Genomic DNA, 18371 nt, shown 5'->3' with positions numbered 1-18371 from the left:
TCATGACACACCACTTTACTGAAAGTGTATAAATCAGCGTAACAGTTTTAATAGACAATAGATGGGTCGTTAGCTCAGTCGGTAGAGCAGTTGGCTTTTAACCAATTGGTCGAAGGTTCGAATCCTTCACGACCCACCACTTTACTGAAAGTGCATAAATCAGCGCAACACCAGATGGGTCGTTAGCTCAGTCGGTAGAGCAGTTGGCTTTTAACCAATTGGTCGAAGGTTCGAATCCTTCACGACCCACCACTTATTTTTCCCGCTGTGTTTCTCTCGAATAGTCACTGAATTTTCCAAGCTAAACTCCAATACTCAGTATCAAATTTAATACCTTCGTCTTATTCTTCCCACGGAAAATACTTTTCTAACATATTATTTATGCTGGCATTTTCTACTTTTGTCGCATAATGTTCTCAGCTAAGTATCTAATTTAAGCCGCTTAGGTTAAAGACTAAAAAGGAGACCTTAGGTCTCCTTTTGCATTAAGCGGATCACATATCTATAACGCTTAATCTAACAGATTGTTTTCACGAACATATTGCTCGAAATCTGTGCAGCCACCTATGTGCTTCTCATCAACAAAAATCTGCGGTACTGTTTCAACTGGCTTACCGACAGTTTTTTCTAAATCTGCTTTAGAGATGCCTTCTGCATGGATATCGACATATCTGAACTTAAAGTCATCACGTTTTTCAACGAGTTGCTCAGATAATTGCACAGCACGAACGCAATAAGGACAGCCTGGACGGCCAAAAATAACAACGAACATAATAGCTCCTTAGGATTACTTTAGTCGTTTTATACCATAGGCCTAAGTGAATTGATAATGTCAGCCGCGTTTATTTTCAGTTTGATAGCGACCTTGATAATCAAAATAGCTTTCGAGCAGATCCCAGCCTTTTTTATGTTTCTTCAGCAGCAAGAGATCGGGCATGCGGAATTTATCCGCGTCGCTGATTAACTCTGTCACCTTAGTGTATTTTTTCGGTTTTAATCCCGGTGTACGGCTATGGGGAAAGATGAATAAGGCATATAGGGCTCGCCACTGGGCCGGTGTTTGTAATTTAAAGCGGCGATTGAATTCATTACCGTCGATATCGAGGTACTGCACTTTCAGATTGCCGTCATCGTCGATGAGGCTCATATGCTGGCAGCGGAATAAATGATGGTGCTGCTGGCTGAGCACTTGGCGTAGGCGTTTATCGGGATCGATGAGGGTCGATTGGCAGTGCTGGCAAATGCGCGCCGCGATATCATTCTCTTCGCCGCAATCAGGGCAAGATTTAGATCTAAATCGAAAGTCGCACTGCAGCTTTTTACCTTGCTGTTCGACTATGCCCTGACAGCGGCGACCAAAGTGTTCGATAATGTCGCCATCGTCGTCCGTGAGTCCCCAGAATATATTGGCAAAATCGCATACTGGGCAATGCACTTGCACGGGTACCGATTTACTGTTGGGTTTCGCTTGGCCGACCTCAGGGAAATACAAGTCATAACCATTGGCAGCATAGTCGATGATAAGACAATCTTTTTTGCCTTCAGCGATTCGCAATCCACGGCCGATCATTTGTTGAAACAGACTGACTGAGGCGGTAGGGCGCAAAATTGCAATCAAATCCACATGGGGCGCGTCGAAGCCTGTCGTCAACACAGCCACGTTGACTAAAAACTTAAGCTCTTGGGCTTTAAAGCGTTCAATCGTCGCGTCGCGTTCATTGTCGTGCGTTTGTGCTGTGATAATGGCACTTTGTGCAGCGTGAGCTTGGTTGAGTAGGCCAAAAATCTCATTAGCGTGGCGCACCGTTGCCGCAAAAATGATAATGCCTTTTCTATGTTGGCTCAGTTCAATGAGTTGTTTCACAATCGCAGTGGTCGCGCGGCCGTAATGTCCCAGTAAATCGTTAACCTCGGCTTCGGCATATTCGCCATTCTCGTTTGCTTTAAGTTGGCTGAAATCGTACTGGGCACTGAGGCCATCAAACAGGGTTGGCGCTGTGAGGTAACCTTGCTTAATGAGCGGCCTTATGGGCAGCTCGAACACACAATGTTCGAACACGGCATGTTCGGGAGACCCCACTTTGCCGTGATAGTGTTGCTGATAAATCCAGCCAGTGCCAAGGCGATAGGGTGTGGCGGTGAGACCGAGCAATCTTAATTGGGGATTTTTCGTGCGTAAATGGTTGAGTACTTGCTGATATTGGCTGGTTTTTTCTAGGCTGACTCTGTGGCATTCATCAATAATAACTAACGAGAATGGCTGATCGAACTGCGTTAATCCCCGCGCTGCCGATTGAATACTGGCAACGACGGTTTTTCCGTCGGTGGCTTTTTGATTAAGCCCCGCCGCATAGATACTGGCTTGTGCCGTGAGGAGGCCGACTTTCTCGGCATTTTGCGCGACTAATTCTTTCACATGGGTGAGCACTAATACTCTGCCTTTGGCGATGCGTGCCAGTTCGGCGATCACTATGCTTTTGCCGGCGCCTGTGGGTAATACGAGTACGGCGGAAGCTTGGCTTTGCCTAAAATGGGCGATGGCGGCATTAGCCGCTTGCTGTTGATAGTCTCTGAGTTTGACTGACACGCTGATAAAAAATCTATGCTGAATAAAAGTGAGGCTGCAAGCTTAACATAACAGGCAAAAAAAATGCCCCTGGTTGGAGGGGCAAGCTAGAGAAAGGAGCAATCACACACACTCTCTCAACAGGGTTCACTTTTAACCTGAGGTTTAAAAAGGGAGGTTCAGGTTACGCTTAGCCTATTGGGCATAGACTAAGCGTTGTGGACGTTATTCTTAACTCGGATATTACTCAGTACGATTTAAGCGTGATTCAATCAAGGTCTCGATCACAGCTGGATCTGCCAAGGTTGATGCATCCCCTAAGTTGGTCACTTCGTTAGCGGCAATCTTACGCAGGAAGCGGCGCATGATCTTGCCCGAACGTGTCTTAGGTAAGCCCGTCGCCCATTGGATGAGATCTGGGGTTGCCAGCGCACCAATTTCTTTACGAACCCATTGACGCAGCTCTTGACGTAGCTCTTCGGTTTCTTCAGTACCACGGGTTAGCGTGACGTACGCATAAATACCTTGGCCTTTAATATCGTGTGGGTAGCCAACTACCGCAGCTTCTGCAACCAGTTCGTGTGATACCAGCGCACTTTCGACCTCTGCCGTACCTAATCTGTGGCCGGATACGTTGATTACGTCATCAACGCGGCCAGTGATCCAGTAGTAGCCATCTTCATCACGGCGTGCACCGTCACCGGTAAAATACATGCCGCGGAAGGTTTTAAAGTAGGTCAGTACAAATCGTTCGTGGTCGCCATACACAGTACGCATTTGGCCCGGCCAAGAATCGAGTAACACTAAGTTACCTTCGTTCTCACCTTCTAAAATATTCCCCATGTTATCCACTAAGGCGGGTTGAACGCCAAAGAACGGACGGGTAGCTGAGCCGGGTTTAGTATCGGTCGCGCCTGGCAGTGGCGTGATCAAAATGCCGCCTGTTTCAGTTTGCCACCAAGTATCGACGATAGGGCAATGTTCATGACCTATGACCTCATGGTACCAACGCCACGCTTCTGGGTTGATAGGTTCGCCTACTGAGCCCATGATCCTCAAGCTGCTACCATCGAACTTATCGAAGTGTTGCTTACCTTCTGCCATCAACGCGCGAATTAACGTTGGCGCTGTATATAGAATGTTCACTTTATGGCGGTCAATCATTTCGCCTAAACGGGCAGGGCTTGGATGATTCGGCACACCTTCATGGATAAGCACAGTCGCACCATTGGCGAGCGGGCCGTAAACCATGTAAGAGTGGCCAGTGATCCAACCCACATCCGCGGTACACCAGTACACTTCACCCGCTTTGTAGTCGAACACATATTCATGGGTCATAGACGCATAAACCATGTAGCCGCCAGTGGTGTGCAATACGCCCTTGGGATTACCGGTTGAACCTGAGGTATAAAGCAAGAATAACGGTGCTTCGGCGTCCATTTCTTCTGGTTGGCAGTGCTCTGATGCGGTTTCCATCAGTGAATGCCACCACACATCACGGCTTTCTACCCAATCTACTTTGCCACCTGTGCGTTTAAGTACGATGACTTTTTCAACCGTAGTGACATCAGGGTGCTTTAAGGCATCATCTATGTTGCGCTTCAATGGAATAGCACGGCCACCGCGCATACCTTCATCGGAGGTAATGATGACTTTGGATTTTCCGTCAATGACGCGAGAGGCGATTGAATCCGGTGAGAAACCACCGAAGACCACAGAGTGCACCGCGCCGATACGGGCACAGGCGAGCATAGCGACTGCGGCTTCTGGCACCATAGGCATGTAAATTGTGACTATATCACCGCGGCGCACGCCTTGGCTGCGCAGTGCGTTGGCGAATTTACACACATCTGCATGTAATTCACCGTAGGTGATTTTGCGTTGTTCGCTGGCGTTGTCGCCTTCCCAAATAATCGCCACGCGATCACTGTGCTCGGCTAAGTGACGATCTAAACAGTTGGCAGAAGCATTTAGGGTGCCGTCGTAAAACCAGTTGATCGATAAGTTATGATCATCAAAAGAGGTTTTTTTAATTTTGGTATAGGGTTTTATCCAATCAATGCGCTTGCCGTGTTCTCTCCAGAAACCTTCAGGATTGACAATCGACTCTTGGTACATTGTTTTATATTTATCGTTGTTTACAAGTGCATTGGCAGCGATATTGCCGGAGACTTTGTAGAGAGACTGCGAGCTCATAGGGCTTCCCTTTTGAAAAATTGCGTGGACTGAGTATGGTATGCAAGGGGGCGGCAACTCCATTAGACCTTGGTCTAGTGTTAAATTTTCCTTTATATTTAGTCTGTTGCATTAAAAATCCGGCTAGATTTTAGGCAGGTTTTATCGCACAATAATCAGAAAAAAGAGCAAAGTATGAATTTAACCTTAGTCGTTGCTGTTATTGCCGTCTGTTATGTCTCGCTTTTATTCCTATTGGCTTGGGGGGCGGAGCGTTGGTTTACTCAGATCACTAAAAAGCTTCAGGTCGTTATCTATGGTCTGAGCTTAGCGGTTTATTGCTCCTCGTGGAGTTTTTTAGGCACAGTTGGGCAATCGGCTAAGGATTTTTGGTCTTTCTTACCGATTTTTATCGGCCCTATTCTGATTTTTACTTTAGGTTTTGGCATGTTACGCAAGATGGTATTAGTGTCTAAGGCGCAAAATATCACTTCCGTGGCCGACTTTATTGCCGCCCGTTATGGCAAATCTCAAACCTTAGCCGCCTTAGTCACCTTAATTGCCTTGTTTGGCATCATGCCCTATATCGCCCTGCAGCTTAAGGCGATGGTGTTCAGTCTTAATTTGTTTCAACCCGCTGACGATCCCCTCGATGGCGTGACAATTCCGTTACTGATCACTTCGCTGTTAGCCATATTTGCCATTTTATTTGGTACTCGTAAACTCGATGCGACTGAGCATAATCCCGGCATGATGCTCGCGATTGCCTTTGAGTCTCTGGTGAAACTTGCCGCATTTTTGTTGGTCGGCATCGTCATCAGTTTCGGAGTGTTCGATGGTTTTGGGGATATTTGGCAGCAGGCCAATGCGCAGTCACTAATTAATTATCCCAATCCACGTATTGAAGCTTTAATGCCTGAGTTACTCGTCGGAATGGCGGCCTTTTTATGTATGCCAAGGCAGTTCCATGTGATGGTGGTGGAATGCGCCGATGAGTCCGTGTTGTCAAAGGGGCGTTGGCTGTTTCCCATCTATTTAGCGCTTTTCGGTTTATTCGTTGGACCGCTTGCCTTGGCGGGGAAGATCATCCTCGGCGATTCAGTGTCGGCCGATACCTATGTGATTAATTTACCGCTGGCGTTAGATCAACCCTTGTTGGCTGTTATTGCTTTGCTGGGCACCTTATCTGCGGCAACGGGTATGGTCATTGTTGCTGTAGTGACTATCAGTGTGATGGTAAGTAATGAATGGCTGGTGCCAGTGATGCTGCGCACGGGTCATATCCGCGAGAAAAACTTCAGTCAGTTCTCGCAGTTGTTGCTCAATGCCCGCCGTTTGGCGATCGTGATCATTCTTGGCTTAGGTTATGGCAGTTATCTGGCCTTAGCGGACAGTGATTCCTTATCCCATCTCGGCATGTTGTCCTTCGGGGCTTTTGCTCAGTTAGCGCCTGCCTTAGTGGGCGGACTCTATTGGAAACACGGCAATCGTGCTGGGGTATTTTTAGGGCTCGGCGTGGGCTTTACGTTGTGGTTCTACATCATGTTGCAGGGCATGACCGATGTGCAAAGCTCATCGGCGTTCTTGTCTGGCGTCGTGAGCGAAAAAGGCCTGCTAGATGCAATAACGCCCAATGTGCGTGATGCGCTGACGGCTCTTTTTGCCAATATCGCCTGTTATATTTTGGGTTCTATTTGGTTTAGGGCGGGTGTGGCCGAGCGTATTCAGGCCAGTGCCTTTGTCAGTCCTGGCAAGTTGAAAAACAGCGCCAATAAGAAAAATGGCCCGATTTCACAGCAGGATTTGCTTATTCTCGCCAGTCGATTCGTCAGCCCAACACGGGCCTACGAGAGTTTTAGCCGTTTCTCAATTGACGCCGTAAAAAGTGATAGTTGGCATAAAGCGGCGCCGCCAGAGCTGATTTTCCACACGGAACGTTTATTAGCGGGCGTACTCGGCGCCTCAAGCGCGGCGTTGGTGATGGATTCTGTGCTACAAGGGCGTGATTTGGCGCTGGATGAAGTGTTCAGTCTAGTCGATGAAGCTTCATCGAAAATTATGCTCAGCCAAGACATGCTGCGCGGCGCGATTGAGCATGCCTATGAAGGCATGAGTGTTATCGATAACGATCTCAATCTCGTGGCATGGAATTATAAATATGTGGAGCTGTATCAATATCCCGATGGATTTTTGCAGCAGGGCATGCCGATCAGTGAAGTGATCCGTTTTAATGCGGCGCGGGGTTATTGTGGTGAAGGGGAAATCGAACAGCAGGTTGAGCAGCGGGTGCAGCATATGCGTAATGGCACGCCGCACACTTCTGAGCGCCATCGCAGGGACGGTAAAGTGATAAAAATTCAGGGAAATCCTATGCCAGATGGCGGCTTTGTGATGACCTTTACCGACATTACTCAGTATCGCGAACAGGAGCGCGCGCTGCTTGAGGCCAATGAAACCTTAGAGAGCCGTGTTAACGAACGTACCTATGAATTGGCTATGTTAAACAGTGAGTTACTGGAGGCTAAAGCGCAGGAAGAAATTGCCAACGCTTCTAAGAGTCGCTTCTTGGCCGCCGTCGGACATGATTTAATGCAGCCACTTAATGCTGCGCGACTGTTCACTGCGTCGTTATCTCAGTATCCCAATCTCGATCGTGAGGCCAGAACCACCTTATCCCATGTGAATAGCTCGCTAAAAATTGCCGGCGAATTGCTCACCGACCTATTGGATATTTCTAAACTCGACTCAGGTATGGTGGATGTCAATCGCCGTGACTTTACGATTTCAGAACTGATCAATGGCTTATCCGTTGAATTTGAAGCGATGGCAGCGGATAACCAAATTCGTTTTAAGATGGTCCCATGCAGCGCAACCGTTAATTCTGATCCTTCGCTGTTACGGCGTGTCCTGCAAAACTTTTTAACCAATGCTTACCGTTATGCTCGCGGTGGCAGAGTGTTATTTGGTTGCCGTCATCGAGGTCATTACCTTGAAATCCAAGTGTTAGACACGGGTTGTGGTATTGATGAAAAAGAAACCCAAGAAATTTTCAAAGAATTTAAGCGGCTGAATAATCCTAATAGCAACAATGTTAGCGGCTTGGGCTTAGGTCTGGCGATTGCTGATCGCATTAGTAAAGTGTTAGAACACGGTATTCAGGTTTCATCCCATTTAGGGCGCGGCTCGGTCTTCTCCATTTGTGTTCCGCTTGGAGAAACTGTGCGTCAGCCACAAGTGAAAGCGTTGCCGTCGCTGCTGCAGCCGTTATCGGGTATCAAAGTGCTGTGTATCGACAACGAAGAGGCGATTCTTGCGGGGTTAGAAAGTCTATTAAGTCGTTGGCAATGTGAGGTTATTTGCGCAAAAGATTTATCTGATGCACGCATTAAGCTAGGGCTGAAAGGCGTTGCGCCAGATATTGTGCTCGCCGATTACCACTTAGATGATGGCCAAAATGGCGTTGATGCGATGGACGGTATTCGTGCCCTGTACGGCAAAGACTTGCCCGGCATTTTGATCACCGCCAATACCCGTAAAGAGCTGGTGGAAGATGTGCAACGCCGCGGCTATCACTATATGGCGAAAATGATAAAACCTGCCGCGCTGCGCGCCTTGATTTCTAGCTTGGTAAAATAAGCTTGGTATGCGTGTTCGGTAACATGAGTTTAGTGACGTCGGCACGTTTAACGAAATGCCAAGATAATCGCGTAATTTTTTATGCGGCTTATCTTGGCTAAACGGTTTGACACAGGTTTGTGGGTGTAACTAAATACATGACTAGAGTTTGAATACGGCCAGTTTATTGTTTAAATTCAGTGATAATTCGGCCAAACTTTCACTTTCTTGAGCCAAATAAGTTGCCGATTCAGAGACTTCGAGCGCTGAGTTATTAATCCCGCACACGTTTCTGTTCATGTCTTCTGCGACCACACTTTGCTCTTCTGCGGCGGTGGCGATATGGGTTGCCATGTCACTCACATGTTTTATATGAGCAACGATAAGCGATAAATCCTTCCCCGCTTTTGCTGATTGACTCACACTGTTTTCTGCCAAAGCTCGGCTTGCATCCATTGCCTTAGCGGCGCTCACTGCCCGTTGTTGCAATAATGAAATCGTGTTTTGAATTTCTTCGGTCGATTGCCTAGTGCGACTGGCAAGTTGCCTCACTTCATCGGCGACTACAGCGAACCCTCGCCCTTGCTCGCCAGCGCGGGCGGCTTCAATGGCCGCATTCAGTGCCAGCAAGTTGGTTTGGTCTGAAATCGCGCTGATCACTGAGGTGACCTCGCTGATCTGCATGACTTCCTCTTTAAGCATATTCACTTGATCCGTCGCTTGCTCCACTTCTTTGGCAAGAGCATGAATACCATCTACGCTGGCGTGAACATCTTGGTCGCCAAGGCCAGCTTCCCAAGTGGCTTCTTTGGTATCTTTGGCTGTGCTCTCCGCATTATTCGCGACATCGGCGATAGTGGCGCTCATTTCATTCATGGCTGTGGCAAGTTGGGCGAGTTGATCCCGCTGATTATTTACCGCTTGATTGGTTTCCTCTGCAGTTGAGGCGATCCGAGCCGAGGCCTGTGCAACATTGTCAGCGCTATGACTCGCTTGAAGTAAAGTGCTACGAATGGAGTCTATGCTTTGGTTTATATTGTGGGCTAGGATGCCAAGTTCATCTTTACCATAGATTTTTAGCTGAGTCGTTAAATCACCTTTTGTGATGGCGAGCATAGCCAGATTCACATCATCCAATGGCTGAGTAATAGAGCGGCTAATGGCATAACCTAGCCAAGCCATAAGCACAATAATGACAAATGTAATGCCTCCCATGGTGAGGTATTCAGTCCAAATGGTGGCTTCGATATCTTGGAGTAACATACCTGAGCCTAAGATCCAGCCCCAAGGTTTAAATCCCATGACAAGTGAGATTTTTTGCGCTGATTTGCCATTCGCCGTCGTCCAGCGGTATTCGACTAATCCTTGTTTGCCATCACGGCCGAGTTCGACCATTTCGAACCAATAATTCTCTTCGCCTCGATTACCCATTTGTTGGCCAACCAGTTCTTTTTTGATGGGATGAACGATAACGTGCCTCGATTCATCAATCACAAACAAGTAGTTATCACCATCAAAACGCATGTCGTTTAACATGTCTTTAGCGGCTTGCTGTGCTTGCTCTAGGGGTAGCGATTGCGACAACGCTTGGATACGGCTACTGGCGAGGGATAATACGGCATTAAGTCGTGCTTCACGCTCTGCCATCAGGTTGTGCTTGAGGGCTGTGACGGAAATAGTGAGTAAAATTAAGGCACCTGCGAGGGCGATAATGAGCTGTAGTGCGAGTTTTCGATTAACGGGGATGTCAGCGAGTTTGAACATATGCTCTCCTTTTCTTTGTGTAGCGATTTAAGCCATTCCCTCTGCTCAAGTTGTTGTCAGCTTTTGGCGAAAGATATGTTGTGTAAAGTGAGTGATATAAGCATCGTTGGCTTTGATAAAATTTCCAGTTGGCGGATTAAATAAATGCACTAAATTACAGGGTTTTAATGGAAATTGTGAGCAATATTGCAATTGCAACCTTAGCGCGTTTATCTATCGAGAGGATGCGAGATTCGAACAAGGGAAGGGGCTGCTGAGTACTGATATAAGCCAGGCAGTTCGAACCCCTAGCGCACAGTGCGCAGGGGTTCGTTTATTTGAGAGCCTATGTAAGTTGAAGGCTTATTGAGTTGAAAGAGCGTTAAGCTAAAAGATGGTCAAGCGCTAAAGCATTAACCGTGGCTGATAAGCTGCGGCTCAAGACTTTTTGATACCGCGCTAATACCTGCTGCGACTTGCTTCATCGCACTGGTGAGTTGGCTTAATTGTGCTGAGCTAATGATATAGGGCGGCATGATATAGATAAGGTTGGCGAAGGGACGCACCCAGACGCCTAAATCGACAAATTGCTGCTGTAACTCAGCGGTATTGACGGGTTCGTGCATCTCTAACACGCCGACAGCGCCGAGCACGCGCACATCTTTTACGCTTGGCAAATCAATCGCATCGTTAAGTTCAACGCGCATTTGCTGCTCGATAGCGGCCACTTGCGCTTGCCATTCATTACGGTTAATTATGTCTAAGCTTGCACACGCCGCCGCGCAGGCCAGCGGGTTGCCCATAAATGTCGGACCATGCATAAACACGCCCGCAGGAGATTGGCTGATTCCTTGGGCAACTTTATCGGTACATAGCGTTGCCGCTAGGCTGATATAACCGCCAGTTAGCGCTTTGCCTAAACATAAGATATCAGGGGTAATATTGGCGTGTTCATAAGCAAAAAGCTTGCCTGTTCGACCAAAGCCAGTGGCTATTTCATCTAAGATCAGCAGGACATCAAATTCATCACATAGGGCACGAAGACCCGTTAAATAATCTGCGCTGTAGAAACGCATACCGCCAGCGCCTTGCATTATCGGCTCTATAATCACTGCGGCAATCTCATGGTGATTAATGCTTAATATGTCGCGCATTGCGGTTAAATCATCGGCTTGTAAGGCTTCGCCAAAGGCGGTTTGTGGCGCGGGCACAAATGATTGCTTGGTTACTGCATCGCCAAACATAGTGTGCATGCCGCCTTCGGGATCGCATACGCTCATCGCGGCAAAGGTATCGCCGTGGTAACCCTTCTTAACGGTAAGAATGCGTTGTTTTAGCGGTCGCTCTTCTCCATGTACACTTCGCCCTTGCCAACTCTGACCTTGCCAATATTGCAACGCCATTTTAATTGCCACTTCGACTGAGATAGATCCAGAGTCGCACAAAAAGACCTTTGTTAGCGGTTCGCAGGTCATAGCGATAAGTTTTTTACACAGTTCAATGGCGGGTTCATGGGTGATACCGCCAAACATCACATGGCTCAGTTGATGCAACTGTTTTTCCATCGCGGTTAATATCTCGGGATGTGCATATCCGTGCACACAGGCCCACCACGAGCTAGTACCATCGACCAACTTGCGGCCATCGACCAGTTCAAGCTCGCAGCCTTTGGCGCTGTGTACACCAAAAACAGGAAGAGATCGGGTCATTGAGGTGTAAGGATGCCAAATATGGGCGCTATCAAAGTCAAAATCGAGTAAATTGCGCATAAATGCTCACTTTTTTGGTGATAAAGTAGCCATTAGTAAACTGGGTTCACTGGTTGGCGTTGACAGTTTAAGGGCTGAGGTTATCCTAGCCAAGATAAAAAACAGAATAAAAAGGGTGTTCAATGTCGCAGTTGCAAGTTCGTCATGATTGGAAGCGGGAAGAAATCGAAGCCTTATTTGCGCTGCCGATGAATGATTTGTTATTTAAAGCCCACAGCATTCACCGTGAAGTGTACGATCCTAATGAAGTGCAAATTAGCCGCTTGTTATCGATTAAAACCGGTGCTTGCCCTGAGGATTGTAAATATTGCCCACAGAGCGCCCGTTATGACACAGGTCTAGAAAAAGAGCGTTTGCTGGCAATGGAAACTGTGCTGACCGAAGCGCGCAGCGCTAAGGCCGCGGGTGCTTCTCGTTTCTGTATGGGCGCAGCTTGGCGTAACCCAAAAGAAAAAGACATGCCGTACCTTAAGCAAATGGTACAAGAAGTCAAAGCCTTAGGTATGGAAACCTGTATGACGCTCGGCATGCTTTCTGAAGATCAAGCGAACGATTTAGCCAGTGCTGGCTTAGATTATTACAACCATAATTTAGATACTTCGCCTGAATATTACGGCGATGTGATCACGACACGTACCTATCAAAATCGTTTAGATACACTGACACATGTGCGCGCTTCTGGTATGAAAGTGTGCTCGGGCGGGATTGTCGGCATGGGTGAAAAGGCGACGGATCGCGCAGGCTTACTACAACAGCTGGCTAATTTACCGCAGCATCCTGATTCAGTACCGATCAATATGTTAGTTAAAGTGGCGGGCACGCCGTTTGAGAAGCTTGACGACCTCGACCCACTCGAATTTGTGCGCACTATCGCCGTGGCGCGTATCTTAATGCCGCTTTCCCGCGTACGGTTATCGGCAGGCCGCGAAAATATGAGTGATGAGCTGCAGGCCATGTGTTTCTTTGCTGGCGCTAACTCGATTTTCTATGGTTGTAAATTGCTGACCACACCAAACCCAGAAGAAAGCGATGATATGGGGCTATTTCGACGTTTAGGCTTACGTCCCGAGCAGGGCGCAGCGGCAAAACTGGAAGAAGAAAGTGCTGTATTAGCCAAAGCGGCGGCCTATCAAGATAAGTCATCGGCACAATTCTATGACGCGGGTGCTTTGTAATATCACTGAGCGCATGTTGTCCGACAAACAGGTCGAATAGCCTGTAAACCTTGTTGGCTGCAGCCTATTTTGATTGCGGCCGATAGCTTTATTGACCGCACTCCATTTTTCAAGCAAGCATTTTTAAGACAATCATTCTTGAGGCTAAATCGATGAGTTCTCTGCTCGAGATGAAAATTGCCGACCGTCAGCAAGCCTTACGTGAGCAAGGTTTATTACGGCAACGTAAAATGCTGAGTGTTGATCACTGCTTTGATGTTAACGCACCCACTTCGAGCCCGCGCTTTGTGTTCGAAGGGCGATCCTATGTTAATTTTAGCAGTAATGATTATTTAGGCTTATCCCGCGTTCCTGAGTTGGTTGAAGCGCTGCACCTTGGGGCGCAGACCTACGGTGTGGGTAGCGGCGCATCGCCCTTAGTGACAGGGTACAGTGATGCGCATGTCACACTTGAACGTGAACTCTGCGCCTTAACGGGGCATGAAGCGGGATTACTATTCTGCTCGGGCTTTAGTGCTAATACGGCGTTAATGAAAACCTTGTTTGATCAGCAAGATACTGTGATTGCCGATAAACTTGTGCATGCCTCAATTATCGATGGTTTGCAGGACAGCGGTGCGCAGCTTAAACGTTTTTTACACAATTCCCTTGAGAGCGCTGAGCGGCTTCTGACTCGAAATCACGCATCGGCGTTAATCACAGAAAGCGTGTTTAGCATGGACGGGGATTGTGCGCCGATCACTCAGTTATCGGCGCTTTGTCGTCAACAGAATACTTGGTTGATTGTTGATGATGCCCATGGTTTTGCGGTGCTCGGTGACTATCAAAATAGTGATGTAAGAGATAAAGCCGCCAAGCTTATTGATGTGCAAGTGGTGACCTTTGGTAAGGCATTAGGTTGCCAAGGCGCAGCGGTTTTGGGGAGTCAGGCGCTGATTGACTTTTTGGTCAGTAATGCCCGCGAATATATTTATTCGACCGCCTTATCGCCCGCCAATGCCGCATTAGCGTTAGCCGCGACTCAGTACTGCACTGCACATCCTGAGTTACAGCAGAAACTGCTTGAGAATATTTCGCTATTCAAACAGTTATGCCTCGATGCTGCCGTGCCCCTTTTAGGTTCGGATACCGCAATTCAGCCGCTGATCATTGGCGATGCGCAGCAAACCCTGCAAGTCGCCGAAGCGTTAAGAGCCGCGGGCATTTGGGTTGGGGCGATTCGCCCGCCGACGGTGCCTGTAGGGTCGGCGCGGTTACGCATTACCTTAACGGCGACCCATACCGCTGAAGATATCGCTGCTTGTGTTGAGCAATTAGCCCAAGTGCTCAGTCGTGTTGGTATTCCGCTTGTCAGTGAACGAGAATCTGCCGATGAGTACAGATAAATGCACCCTATAGATCGCGTTATTTTATTGAATGTTAAGTTTTTATGGTTGAGTGTTAGTTAAAATGCCAAGCCTGATAAAGTCTAGTGATCCAAGCTGTAGTGAGTTTGCTCATGAGTCAAACAAGTTTATTTCTTGCGATCTTAAGCTGAGTGAGCTTAATGCGGGCGTTTCTTATGGGGGCGTTCTCGCGGGGACTGTGTCCAATGTGCACGGGACTCAAATTGCTGAACGTTTTTCCGCAGCGGCCCATAGTTACCAAGATCATAATCAATTACAACGCCTGAGCGCTGCCAGTTTACTCAGTGAGTTTTCGGCAGCAGGTTATCTGTTAGATATAGGGGCAGGCCCAGGCACGGATTTTTCTAGGTATCACAGTGTGTCTCAACCAGCGGATCTCTCTACGCAAAATTCATCCACAACTGTATTTGCCGTGGATATTGCCCTTGGCATGCTGCAAAAGCTAAAACAGTCTTATCCCGATTATCTCGGCGTATGTGCCGATGCGCAGTGTTTACCTTTTACCAATGGCTGCATGGATGTTATTTACTCTAATCTAGCCCTGCAATGGTGTGCTGATTTTCCCGCTGCGGTAGCCGAAATGGCGCGGGTACTTAAGCCGAACGGTGAGTGTCATTTGAGCCTAGTAGCGCAGGGGAGTTTGAATCAATTAGCTGAATTAGGGTTAAGAGTGAATGACTTTTCGACGCTGGAGGTGCTAAAAGCTGCATTTAAACTCGATACATGGCAATTATTTGAAGTGCGACTCGTCCCTATGACAGTGTATTTTGACACTCTTAAGGTACTACTATATTCAATTAAAGGTGTGGGGGCTTCTGTACATGTAGCCAGTTCAACAACTCGGGTTTCAGGTTCAACAGTGAGTGCTTCAGAATTCACTCCACGGCTGCGTGGTCGTCAAGATTGGCAGGCCATGCAGGCCAAAGCTGAATCGCTACGTTTACCCCAAGGTTTGCCTTTAACCTACCAGATAGTTCAAATACGTGCTCGGCGTAGGTTTTAAAGTTCACATATTATGCCTTTAGTCATGGCATTATCAATTAGCACTAATATCTAGAAAACGTTGGATTTTTAACATTACGTATAGAGATCGTTAGCTATATGGACATTTAGCTTATGGAGAGTGTGCTTAACAAAGCACAACTCATAGCAACAGATAAGGATCTAATATGTATTTTGTAACAGGTACAGATACCGATAGCGGTAAGACTTTGGTTTCGGCGGCATTATTAACCGCTGTGAATCGTTTAGGGCTCATAGCCAATGCTGACTCCGCTGTGAGTATTCTTGCAGCCAACACTATGTTGACTTTAGGTGTTAAACCCATCGCCTCGGGCTGCGCGCAAACCTCTGAAGGATTGCGTAATGCCGATGCGTTACAGCTGATGACGTCATCATCGTTAAAATTGGCTTATCCACTCATCAATCCTTTTTCCTTCGAACCTGCGATTGCACCGCACATTGCCGCCGCCCAAGTGGGCGTGAGTTTAGCGCCTGAAGCTATCATTGAAAGTTTAGATTTAGTGGCATTTGCTCAAGCGGATTTTTGCTTGATTGAGGGCGCGGGAGGCTGGCGTTTACCCTTAGGTGATGGCAGGTATCTTTCGGAAGTCGTACAGAGATTAGAACTGCCAGTGATACTCGTGGTTGGCATGAAACTCGGCTGCTTAAATCATGCATTGCTGACTCAAGAGGCGATATTGGCCGATGGGCTTAAGATTGCAGGCTGGGTTGCTAATCGTGTCGACCCGAATATGAGTATGTTTGAGGAGAATCTGACGAGCCTTAAAGAGATGATGACAGCACCTTTCCTCGGTTGTGTGCCATTTCTCGAGGATCCAAGTGCTGAAAACGCTGCTGACTATGTCGATATTGCGCCACTTTATCAAGGTGAGGAGAGCAATACTTAGCGACTACTTAATTGTTTAAGGCTTTCCCCTAAGCGGAACGGTTATTTTTCTTTTGATAAAAAATGAGCCTCAAATTATGTTGAGGCTCATTTCTATCAAGGCTGCTGACTAATGTTCGCAAAATCTCGCAAAATAGTGCCTGCACATTAAAGCTAAGCGCCGCTATTGATTTTCTGCTTCAATGCGGTTGAGGCTTTAAAACTGGGCTGATTGTAACCGTCGATTTCTATGGCTTTGCCCGTTTGTGGATTACGCCCTGTTTTAGCGACATGGTATCTGAGTTCAAAGGTGCCAAATTGTGGCAGGAAAATTTTCTCGCCTTCGCTCAAGGCGACGTGGATCTGTTGCAGTATCTGCTCAACCACAGGTTTAGTGCTCGCTTGCGATGCATTGAGCTCGGCGGCAATACGTTGGATAAGTTGTGCTTTGTTCATAGAAACCTCTGAAGTCAGCTTAGGTTCAATCGAAGGGGAGTTATAACAAGCTCGTCCCGAGATTGAAAGCCATAGCAAGCTCAGCGCGGTTGATTGGTGGTTTATTGACAGGCTTGTGAAGCTTTTGGTGATTGTGTGTTGCTAAAGTAAGTACAAGTTTGTCGGGTTGAGTGGCGGGCTGATTGTATTGGGTGAATTGACTGCCTTAGTTTAAAACCTTAGTTAAAAGGCTTAAGCGCAAGGCGTATTGCGCTTAAGCTGTGGATTGAACACTAATCAACCGTTGGGTGATGAGAAACCCCTTTTAACGCTTGCCTATGAAAAGAGTGTTTCTTCCAGAGTGCGACCTTTCAGCAGCATCTTGTATTGCCATTGATGCTGATTGAAGAGGGCGAATAGGCGCATCTCAATATCACTGTTGTGCGCTTTTTCTGTATTTGTGTCTAGCTGGATAATAAACACATTGCTTTGTTTTGAGCTAATGTTCACTACTCCCGCCAGTTTTGCCACTTCCGCTTGCAGTGCATCGCTCTCACAATTTTGCATGGTTAACGTCAGGTAATCGCTGTCGGTCGACGCATGTATTGACACAGCTTGGCTCAGTTGGCCTTTATCTAAATACAACACTTGATCGCACAGCTTTTCGAGCTCATCGAGATTATGGGAGCTGATCATAAAGGTCGTGGTGGGTGATAAGGCTTTGACCAGTTCACGGACTTTTTTTGCATTGGCAGGGTCGAGTCCCGCCGTCGGTTCATCTAATAATACTAATTCTGGCGAGCCAATCAGCGCCTGCGCAATCGATACACGTTTACTCATACCGTGGCTAAGGCTAGGCGGTTTTTGTTCGGCAACATCAATTAGATCGACCAAGGCCAACACGCGAATGGCCTCTTGCTTTGCTTGCTCCACGTTCATGCCCTGCAGGCGAGCGAAAAATATTAACTGGCTGACAATCGTCAAGTTGGGATCGAGTACTGCATCCTGGGGTAAAGCGGCAATCTTGCCTAAGAGTTTAGGGCTATTGGGGGCTTCACCGAGTAGGGTTATGGTTCCAGAGCTGGGTGATAAATAGCCGCATAACAGGCTAAAAAGCGTGGTTTTACCCGCGCCATTGGGACCGACAAGGGCGATGGGGGCACCCGCTTCAAGACTGAAACTCACATTATTCAGCGCCTTTTTGCTGCCGTAAAGCTTCGATAGCCCTTGGCATTGGATCAGACTCATAGCGAGCTCCTTTGCATATAAATTCTGCCGAGCAAGAGGGCCACAGCGGTTTGTAACAGTGGAATTGGGGCATAGACTAAGCTATTGAGTCCATTGGTATTGAGCACTGAAGGATCCCCTCATAAATCAGCCATAGCATAGCCATATTTGAGCAACTGATTGGCGAATAATACCCAGGCCGCCAGCAATTCTTTCTCCGTGATTTGATAATCAGGCCGCCTGAGTACCTCCAATCCCAAGCGAATCGTTGAGAGTACCGTTCGATGCCCAATGGTATTGGCCTGAAAATGCTTATCCCAGCCCTGTTGCTGTGCGTGTAAACCAACTAGCCACAACAGGCATTGAACCATC

The 18371-nt window shown here is 47.5% G+C and carries 12 protein-coding genes, 2 tRNA genes and 2 pseudogenes; 7 read left to right on the top strand and 9 right to left on the bottom strand.

Annotated features, from left to right (window positions below; translation table 11 throughout):
- Positions 1-63: 63 nt before the first annotated feature.
- Together L5M10_RS10980 and L5M10_RS10975 are read left to right on the top strand one after the other, a co-directional pair.
- Positions 64-139, top strand: a tRNA-Lys gene (locus L5M10_RS10980).
- Between the two features lie 37 nt (positions 140-176).
- Positions 177-252 (top strand) — tRNA-Lys (locus L5M10_RS10975).
- A gap of 259 nt (positions 253-511) precedes the next feature.
- Here L5M10_RS10975 and L5M10_RS10970 read toward each other — a convergent pair.
- The 3 genes from L5M10_RS10970 to acs all read right to left on the bottom strand — a co-directional run bounded on the left by L5M10_RS10970 (position 512) and on the right by acs (position 4762).
- The gene (locus L5M10_RS10970) at positions 512-772 is read right to left on the bottom strand and encodes a GrxA family glutaredoxin (protein ID WP_028760344.1); all 261 of its coding nucleotides are present in this window, start codon (positions 770-772) and stop codon (positions 512-514) included.
- Positions 773-832: 60 nt separating this feature from the next.
- Positions 833-2587 carry a DEAD/DEAH box helicase gene (locus L5M10_RS10965; protein ID WP_263255266.1) on the bottom strand — a complete coding sequence of 585 codons (1755 nt, stop codon included), beginning with the start codon at positions 2585-2587 and terminating at the stop codon, positions 833-835.
- Between the two features lie 222 nt (positions 2588-2809).
- Positions 2810-4762: an acetate--CoA ligase gene (gene acs, locus L5M10_RS10960; protein WP_198572683.1), complete on the bottom strand. Its 1953-nt coding sequence runs from the start codon at positions 4760-4762 to the stop codon at positions 2810-2812.
- A gap of 174 nt (positions 4763-4936) precedes the next feature.
- Between acs and L5M10_RS10955 the strand changes: the two genes are divergently transcribed.
- Entirely contained in the window at positions 4937-8377 is a 3441-nt protein-coding gene (locus L5M10_RS10955; RefSeq protein ID WP_263255265.1) for a PAS domain-containing hybrid sensor histidine kinase/response regulator, read from the top strand.
- A gap of 141 nt (positions 8378-8518) precedes the next feature.
- Here the strand turns inward: L5M10_RS10955 and L5M10_RS10950 are convergent, their stop codons facing one another.
- Both L5M10_RS10950 and bioA read right to left on the bottom strand, forming a co-directional pair.
- Entirely contained in the window at positions 8519-10120 is a 1602-nt protein-coding gene (locus L5M10_RS10950) for a methyl-accepting chemotaxis protein (RefSeq protein ID WP_263255264.1), read from the bottom strand.
- A gap of 392 nt (positions 10121-10512) precedes the next feature.
- Entirely contained in the window at positions 10513-11868 is a 1356-nt protein-coding gene (gene bioA, locus L5M10_RS10945; RefSeq protein ID WP_263235454.1) for an adenosylmethionine--8-amino-7-oxononanoate transaminase, read from the bottom strand.
- Between the two features lie 122 nt (positions 11869-11990).
- Here bioA and bioB point away from each other — a divergent pair, with 122 nt between their 5' ends.
- The 4 genes from bioB (at position 11991) to bioD (ending at position 16359) form a co-directional block, all read left to right on the top strand.
- Entirely contained in the window at positions 11991-13043 is a 1053-nt protein-coding gene (gene bioB, locus L5M10_RS10940) for a biotin synthase BioB (protein ID WP_028760338.1), read from the top strand.
- A 152-nt stretch (positions 13044-13195) separates the two neighbouring features.
- Entirely contained in the window at positions 13196-14428 is a 1233-nt protein-coding gene (locus tag L5M10_RS10935) for an aminotransferase class I/II-fold pyridoxal phosphate-dependent enzyme (RefSeq protein ID WP_263235451.1), read from the top strand.
- Between the two features lie 64 nt (positions 14429-14492).
- Positions 14493-15452 (top strand): methyltransferase domain-containing protein, encoded by a 960-nt coding sequence (locus L5M10_RS10930; protein WP_263235447.1) that lies wholly within the window; start codon positions 14493-14495, stop codon positions 15450-15452.
- A gap of 166 nt (positions 15453-15618) precedes the next feature.
- Positions 15619-16359 (top strand): dethiobiotin synthase, encoded by a 741-nt coding sequence (bioD, locus tag L5M10_RS10925; protein WP_105252838.1) that lies wholly within the window; start codon positions 15619-15621, stop codon positions 16357-16359.
- Positions 16360-16511: 152 nt separating this feature from the next.
- On the opposite strand, the gene L5M10_RS10920 is transcribed toward bioD, so the two are convergent.
- The 4 genes and pseudogenes from L5M10_RS10920 to L5M10_RS10905 all read right to left on the bottom strand — a co-directional run.
- Positions 16512-16793 (bottom strand): HU family DNA-binding protein, encoded by a 282-nt coding sequence (locus L5M10_RS10920; protein WP_263235445.1) that lies wholly within the window; start codon positions 16791-16793, stop codon positions 16512-16514.
- A 315-nt stretch (positions 16794-17108) separates the two neighbouring features.
- Positions 17109-18020, bottom strand: a complete 912-nt coding sequence (locus L5M10_RS10915) for an ABC transporter ATP-binding protein (protein ID WP_263255263.1) — start codon at positions 18018-18020, stop codon at positions 17109-17111.
- Positions 18017-18127 (bottom strand): annotated as a pseudogene (locus L5M10_RS10910) (ABC transporter); the annotation flags it as partial. The pseudogene L5M10_RS10910 and the gene L5M10_RS10915, both read right to left, overlap by 4 nt.
- 12 nt (positions 18128-18139) lie before the next feature.
- Positions 18140-18371: pseudogene (locus tag L5M10_RS10905) on the bottom strand (IS4 family transposase); the annotation flags it as partial.

Source organism: Shewanella sp. SM32, assembly GCF_025654235.1.
Lineage (GTDB): Bacteria > Pseudomonadota > Gammaproteobacteria > Enterobacterales > Shewanellaceae > Shewanella > Shewanella oncorhynchi.
This window is presented reverse-complemented; position numbering and strand designations above follow the sequence as displayed.